The sequence below is a fragment of the Xenorhabdus indica genome (genome assembly GCF_014467235.1).
Lineage (GTDB): Bacteria > Pseudomonadota > Gammaproteobacteria > Enterobacterales > Enterobacteriaceae > Xenorhabdus > Xenorhabdus indica.
The window spans coordinates 1-7333 of sequence record NZ_NKHP01000051.1; the positions used below are offsets into that span (position 1 = coordinate 1).

Sequence of the window (7333 nt, forward strand, 5' to 3'; positions counted from 1 at the left end):
TTTGCTGACAAAATCGACATTTTACTTCAACAGTCGCCATGTGACTTCTCCGAAAAAATGACGATTATACACAACCATCAACAGGTTGAATACGTGACCGGCTTAGGAACCACATAATACAATACAGCTGGGAAAGGAAGCAGTTGTTCATAACTAAACGCCCCCCAATGTAACATCAATCTTATGCGTACAATCATCCGGGTTGTCACAACCACATATTGCTGAACCGGCCTTTGTTGACGTCATTTTTTATCTCCTTAACCAATATTCACACTGCCGCCGCCAATCACGACACCGCCACAATCAACAGCATCTCCCGTTCTGGCCGCAGGTTTTCCTTCTACAAATACTGAGCCTGAACCACCTGCTATTGTTCGTGAATGTGATGAGTGCGGTTCTAGGGCATCTCCTTGCCGAGCAAGGTAAGATCCATCAACTTTGACACTACTGGACCCAGTAATAACAGGTGTCGCAGAACAATCACTATGTTGTGTGCCGATATCACCGATTTTTACTGCATTTCCCATATTATTTTTCCTAATTTTTATTGAAAAGAGGAGAGCGGTTTTTCAGATTTGCTTCCTCTTAATATTTTAATTAACGTGTCACAATGAATTTATTTCCATCGAAACGGAATTTTGGAGATATAAGTAAAATTGCATCATCTTCCATATCTAAATATCTAATAGGTGATGGGTTCATATATACAACTCTACCATCTAAAACTATTTTTACTTTAGATTCACTAAAACTTATAGGTTGTAATTTTAACATATTATCGTTTAATGTACTTTCAAAATCCATAGAAGAGAAATATGACTGTATAGTGCCACCATTAGCTCTTACTGATTCATTTAACATTTCCGTATAGTATTTTTTTAATCCAGATATATCTTTTGAATTTAGTAGATTCCAGTATTCTTTATAGGCGGATTGGAGTAAATCTTGATATGGTTCTGGTAAAGAATTAACTACTTTTTTATCTTTTGAAAATTGAGTGGAGTCAACCCACATCCATGTGAAGTAATTGCCTTTTATATCAAATTGTTGTGTGTATTCATAGAGGTGTTTATCATTATGATAAATTATATCTCCTTTAGTTAGTATTTCTCCCCATTTATTAGATGTTGAAGTTATATTTAGAGATGAAAACGATTTATTATATTCAATATTATTATCAGGAGTATATATTATGCTCATGAAATTTGTTAAATCATTATCTAAATTCCTGTCTCGTGCTTTCAACGTAAGCTGGCAAAGTGCTCCTTTATCGAAATAACCCTCATGATTGTTTGGGGGTTTAACAACAAATCTAATTTTATTGTTTTTAGGCTTTAGATATTCACCTATACCAATTAAAGTATTCATAGGACCATTATCATAATATGATGTCACTATAAGATCATTTATAAAAACATCCATAGCACATTTTTTTAATTTAATCTCTAATCTGTAATCTGTTGGCTCATTTTCTATGTTCATAGCAAATCCTTTATTAAACAAAAAAATAAAAAACAATAAAAATACACTTAATATTTTTGTTTTTTCTATTTTAAAAATCAATGAGATAAATTGGATCAATTTCATCTTCCTCGATAATTATGATTTCGTCATTGTATAATTTCTTACTCAATAAATCACTTCCGTCATCATATTCCTCCAAACTTTCTTGACTGATCTTATTACTTTTATTTTTTCTTTTCCATTTTGCTTTTACTTCTACATCAAAGGTAAGTTTTAATCCCTTATGAGAAAAAGTAATACCTAATCCTGATTTATCACATATTAGAACCGGTGAAATTCTTGTTTCCGTTGTTCCCTTTGCTGTGAATACTCCTTGAATAAAAAAACTCTTGCTCCAGCCTCAATACCAAGACTTATATCTAAACCCAAACTACCACCAACCTCTCCGATAAGTTCTCTTTTTTTGTTCTTATAAATTATTTCAGCTTTTGTGTTCAGTAATTCTCCATCTATCGTAAGATCTAGATAAAATATAGCTCCGCCAGCCGCTTTATTTTTGGGATCATTCATTTTATCCATTTGATCTTCCATTGTTTCTCGCAATTCTCTCCAAGCTCTTCCTGCTCCTGGTGTTCCTAATATTGAGAGTACTACATGGATTATATCAATTTTTATTGTCATGCCAAATAAAGGAAAAAATGATAAATTCCATTTGTACTGAAAATCAGGGCGTAAATCAATGATTACAAGTTCTTTTTCTCCTTCGATTGATATATTCGGTCCATTCAAAGATATTTCTTTTATACCGAAATTACCTCCAGCTTTCTTAAAAAGATTATCCCCCATGTTTTCTATGGATTTTCTTAACCTTTCAATTATTGAATTCTTATGCTTCCATATTTTTTTCTTTTTTTCATATGGTGTTAGTTCAAAATTATTTTCTTCATCAAAGAAAGTATCCGAACAACTAAAATCTATTGTATATTCTCTATCATGAATATACTGTCCAATTTGGCTCCACCTATCAACTTTTAGTTCTTTTTTTAATTGTTCGAATTCTTCTTTAGAATAATCAGAGCGTTTTGCTTTAATATGGTCCTTAACATTAGTGGTACTCCCTATCTTGACAGATGCTGAAACCAAATACTTTGGGTAAAGATTAATTTGTGTACTTTGCACCAATCCTGAACAATCAGTGGTTTGTGAATAATATGTTGTTTTTCCTATTTTATCATCCCATGATGAAAATAAATTTTGAATTCTATCCCAAATATCCATTTCAGGGAGATTAGCATTACTCTTAATAATATAGGTTGAACTTTTATGATTAGGATCTAGTTCAATTTTTTTTTGATTATCTTGTGAGTATATATAAGTAATAGGACAATTTGATTTTCCACTTATACATTTAATAGGAGTTAGATTTGATGTAAGTGTATATTCCCTCTTCTCTGAAATAATATTAACCACTTCGAACATTTTGTGATTTTCTGGAAAGCTTAGATGAGTTTCCGACTTACCTTTTATTTCATATTTATGTGTACAAGATGGTGGTGTATCACATGTTGCACAAGCTTTTCCTGCATTAATTCCAACGACAGTATCCATTCCTATTATTCCTTAATACCATAAATAAATTGATTAGCTCTGTACCAACCGGGAGTTCCATCATCAGCAAGTTTGATTAAAATTGATTTATCAAAGTCATCAATATTAAAATCGTCTTCTCTGATAACTTTCTTAAGGATTCCTTCCATAGAGCGAGTATCTGTTATTTTTTCAGAAAGTAGATAATCATAGAAAAAGGTTAAAAATGGTAATGAGTTATCGATACTGATACTTTTTCTTAGATTTACTAATTCAGATAGCAAAATAGAGTCAAGTTTCTGTAAATATCTTTCTTTTTGCTTTATTTCTATCAACTTATACTGTTGTTCACTAATTTTGAAAATTTTATATTTCCCCTTGGCATTATCAGGAAAAGGTTCTCTGACTTTTACAAAGTTCTCTGTGCGTTCTTCTTCGAGGTAAAGTGTTGTGATCCGCGTGATGGGTCCCAAAAAACAATGTACTTCCCAATCACTCAATACCCCCAGAAAATCCCAGATATTACGGGGATCATAAAAACGGAAAAAGACCGGTTTTTCCTGTTGGGGAAGCAGAACTTGCAAGTATTTACGTAAATTCTGGCGCACGGTTTTCATGTCCGCCACACTGTGAACGAAAATGCCCCACGGGGTTTTGCGACATTCCAGCCAGATTTTGACTTCTTCAGTGACCTGTACCAGATAAGGGGCAATTTCCACCAGTTCTGGCTGGAGGGGTTCACCATAAAGACAGGAAGAAGGTGGATCATAGCGTTCCAGCATCAAAAAAAGGTCGGATTCTGCGGCACCATCAATAATGGCGTAGAGTTTTTCCTGACTCATTCGGGCTTCTCCTTCTCTTTCATGGGGCAGTGAGCGACAAACATGGAGCCTTCGCTTGCGGCGGCCAGCAGGATGGTGGGGTTAGCCGGTGCCAGTAAATCGCCGGGGCTGCCACCGGAGTTCAGATTAATTGCCGCACCTTTGATATCGATACCGTCCGCGTGAAGCACAACAAAGTTTCCACCGACATTTAATGTGATTTTGCTGCCACTTTGCAGGGTGAGATCGCCCTGTGCATCCACACTGACGACCCCCTGAATTTTTTCAGCCAGATCGCCTTTGATTTGTAACGCACGGTCGCCGTCAATCTGTTCCAGATAGTTGCCGGCAGTTTTATGCTCCTGTTGGCCTTCAACCGTGACTTTGCGGTTATTGGCGATAACCAATTCATCGTCATGCCCGATGCTGGTTGTCCGGTCATAGTTAATGCGTTCCCCGCGTGAATTGCGCACCTGAATGGCGAGGTTTTTCTGAGCATGAATAAAGACTTCTTCGCGATCTTTCTCATCTTCAAAACGTAATTCGTTAAACCCTTCTCCTTTGTGGGTTTTAGAACGGATCGACATCTGGGTTTTCGCCATCGGCAGGCGGTTTGGGGGAATATTGTTGGCATGATAAGCCCGCCCGACAATAATCGGCTGGTCGGGATCGCCGTGGACAAAATCGACTAATACTTCATGACCAATACGGGGAATGGCAATCATGCCCATTAATTGCCCTGCCCACGCCTGACTGACCCGTACCCAGCAAGAACTGCGGTCATTAAATTCACCGTACCGGTCCCAGTCAAACTGGATACGGACGCGCCCGTGTTCATCGCAGAAAATTTCTTCGCCCTCTGGCCCCACAACCGTGGCAATGTGTGGACCTGCCATTTGAGGCTTTGGGTAGGGGGAAGGCCGATAAGAGTTTTTTCGGGTGGTAAAGGTAAATTGGTTAGACAGCCACGTACCGCCACCGCCTGACTGGGTTTCATCGGCTTGTGGCTGTTGACCTGAGTGGGTTATCTGAATTAACTGCCACTGGTCGTTAAAAACCGCTCTGGGGTGATCCATCAGATTAAATAACTGCCCCGGCCACATGGCAAAACAGTCACCCTGACCGTTACCGAGCTGAGTGTCCCGGCGCAGGTATTCCAGACGATACTGACTTGCCCGTTGCCCTAACTCGTCATCTTTATAGCGGCTGGGGAAATCATAATAATGATAGCTGTTCAGTCTTCGCTGATTGTCAAGATTGCGCCCTTCATACCAGAATTCCCGGTTCCAGCGTGGATTCTTAAACGTTCTGTCTTTGGTCGTGATATTGGCCACACCCACGCGCTCTGACCAGCTAAACTGGCGGATACAGATTGTTTCACCCGTCACATCGGGTTCCGGGCGATAGGGGACGGTCATCACCTGATTAAGAGACAGGCAGGAGTCGTGAAACACAATGCGTTGCTCGTGCTGTTCCTGATCGAAAGTGAAGTAGTAAAAAATGCCCTCATCAGCCAGCAAACGCTGGATAAAGGCCAGATCGCTTTCATCGTACTGAACACAGAACTCTCTCGGTGGATGTTTGTAACCGAGCGCAAAGAAAAAATTACGCACCCCATTTTCTCTGAGCAGGCTTTCTACAATATCCATCACGGACTGATTTTGGAAAATCCGGCTATTGACCCGTAAAGATGCGCGCCATAAAGAAGGTTGAATGGTGATATGGTAGTGGCTGAGATGGCGTCCGGTTGATTGCAGTGAAAAATGTGTCACCATGCCGGTGATTTGCCGTTCAACTCGCCCATTGCGATGCACGGCAAAAGCGGCATTTCTGTCCAAAACATCGGCAAAATTAATGTCAGCAATATGGCAAGTCAGTGTGGCTTCCAGCCGAAAAGGGGTTGATAACGCTTCATTCAGAGAAAAATCGACAACTGCGAAAGTTTGTTCAGGTAAATTTTCCGTAATCAGTGTAAATATTAAACCTGAGCGATCAAGTAGTTGGTTTATTTTATCCATTACCCTGCTCATTTGTATTCTCCATAATTTTGGGGTGTATCAATCCTTAGTTACGACCTGAATAGTAAAAATAATTTAGTAATAGAATGACCATTATGTATTTTAGGTTTATTGAGAAGGGTGCAGGATATAATAAAATTATTTATATGTTCCAGTAAGAATAAAAGTACATCAGGAAAATTATGATTAACTTCTCTGACTAAACAAAATCAGATAATTACCTCTTTTAAATTTCACCTAGTACGACAGATTCAAATCACACTGACGCGCTACGCTTGTCTTCTCTGTTTTGTCCGGCTAATACATTAACCAGACAAACCTGAGACTTTGAAAAACACTATGCCTGCCAGAAAAAACATTTTCACAGCCTACCCTATTAAAGAATTAGGGATAAAACTGTTCACCCTATTCACCTATTAATATTTTCATTTAAATTCATGTTGTTAAATGGTGATAACTTGAAATCAAACTCATCACCACTCTTCACCAACCATTCACCTTCAAATCAGGAAAAGGTGAATAGTGATGAAGACTTGTGAACAGTTTAAAAATAACTATTCATCCTATAATATATTGATATATATGTTTAAATTATAAGGTGAACAGTAGTGAACACTTTTTTATATTTCTTTGAAAATTATCATCAATAAAGAAAAAAATTATTCTTCTGGCAGGTTATCCCTTGCCAGTTTTGGCATCCACTCAATAGCCGTGTCGATATTCAGGCTCAGATTACTGCGAATGCCGTATTTGCTTTTCTTACGCAGGTAATGCTGACCATACTCTGCCAGTGCGCCCGGCATATCCATACCAAAACGGGTTACGGAAACAGGTTTATTCAGATTGTTACCTTTCATGTAAGCAAGGTAAGCGTGATAAAGGTACTTACGGGGATTGAACGGCATAATCTCCGCATTACCGATGAGCAGGCCATCAGCTTCATCGGATGCAAGCAGGTAGCTGCAAAAATCGACCAATGGATCTGTGCCACGTTTGATATCCAGTGCTTCTGCGGACTTTTGTTGCGCTGCCAGTAAACACCTTGCAGCTTGTGGGTCAGCGAACCGATGAAGCAGATGCCGGATAATCACAGGCAATTCTGTTGCAATCTTCTCCCGTAGAAGTGGATCACGTTCGTTTTCTGGCACGACTTCGGAAAAGTTGAAAATCACCCGACGCCGTGACACCCCCCCACTGCGATCACTGAAACTCATGGCATTATTATTTACCGCCAACACCACAGCAGGAATACGAGTGGAGTAGGGTTGCTTATGCTTCGGGTCGATAGCGACTTCATCCCCGCCTGTAATGGCTTTGATACCGGAGCCATCGCCTACATAGCGGGTCTGGTCTGGCAGGATAATCAACGAATACCCCACAATCAGCGCCCGTTCCCGTGGGTTTTCCAGTGCGGCCATACTGGCAGAAACAGTGTTGCCTTTG

The 7333-nt window shown here is 39.2% G+C and carries 6 protein-coding genes; all 6 read right to left on the reverse strand.

The window, feature by feature from the left end:
- Nucleotides 1–257: 257 nt before the first annotated feature.
- Nucleotides 258–527, reverse strand: a complete 270-nt coding sequence (locus Xind_RS19135) for a type VI secretion system PAAR protein (protein ID WP_187650880.1) — start codon at nucleotides 525–527, stop codon at nucleotides 258–260.
- A gap of 70 nt (nucleotides 528–597) precedes the next feature.
- Nucleotides 598–1581 carry a hypothetical protein gene (locus Xind_RS19140; RefSeq protein ID WP_187650881.1) on the reverse strand — a complete coding sequence of 328 codons (984 nt, stop codon included), beginning with the start codon at nucleotides 1579–1581 and terminating at the stop codon, nucleotides 598–600.
- Between the two features lie 204 nt (nucleotides 1582–1785).
- Nucleotides 1786–3072: a hypothetical protein gene (locus Xind_RS19145; RefSeq protein ID WP_187650882.1), complete on the reverse strand. Its 1287-nt coding sequence runs from the start codon at nucleotides 3070–3072 to the stop codon at nucleotides 1786–1788.
- 5 nt (nucleotides 3073–3077) lie between these two features.
- Nucleotides 3078–3893 carry a DUF4123 domain-containing protein gene (locus tag Xind_RS19150; RefSeq protein ID WP_187650883.1) on the reverse strand — a complete coding sequence of 272 codons (816 nt, stop codon included), beginning with the start codon at nucleotides 3891–3893 and terminating at the stop codon, nucleotides 3078–3080.
- Entirely contained in the window at nucleotides 3890–5890 is a 2001-nt protein-coding gene (locus Xind_RS19155; RefSeq protein WP_187650884.1) for a type VI secretion system Vgr family protein, read from the reverse strand. The genes Xind_RS19150 and Xind_RS19155 overlap by 4 nt, the downstream gene beginning before the upstream one ends.
- A 659-nt stretch (nucleotides 5891–6549) precedes the next feature.
- Nucleotides 6550–7333, reverse strand: a 784-nt coding sequence (locus Xind_RS19160; RefSeq protein WP_246432630.1) for a primase-like DNA-binding domain-containing protein, incomplete at its 5' end; no start/stop codon positions are given.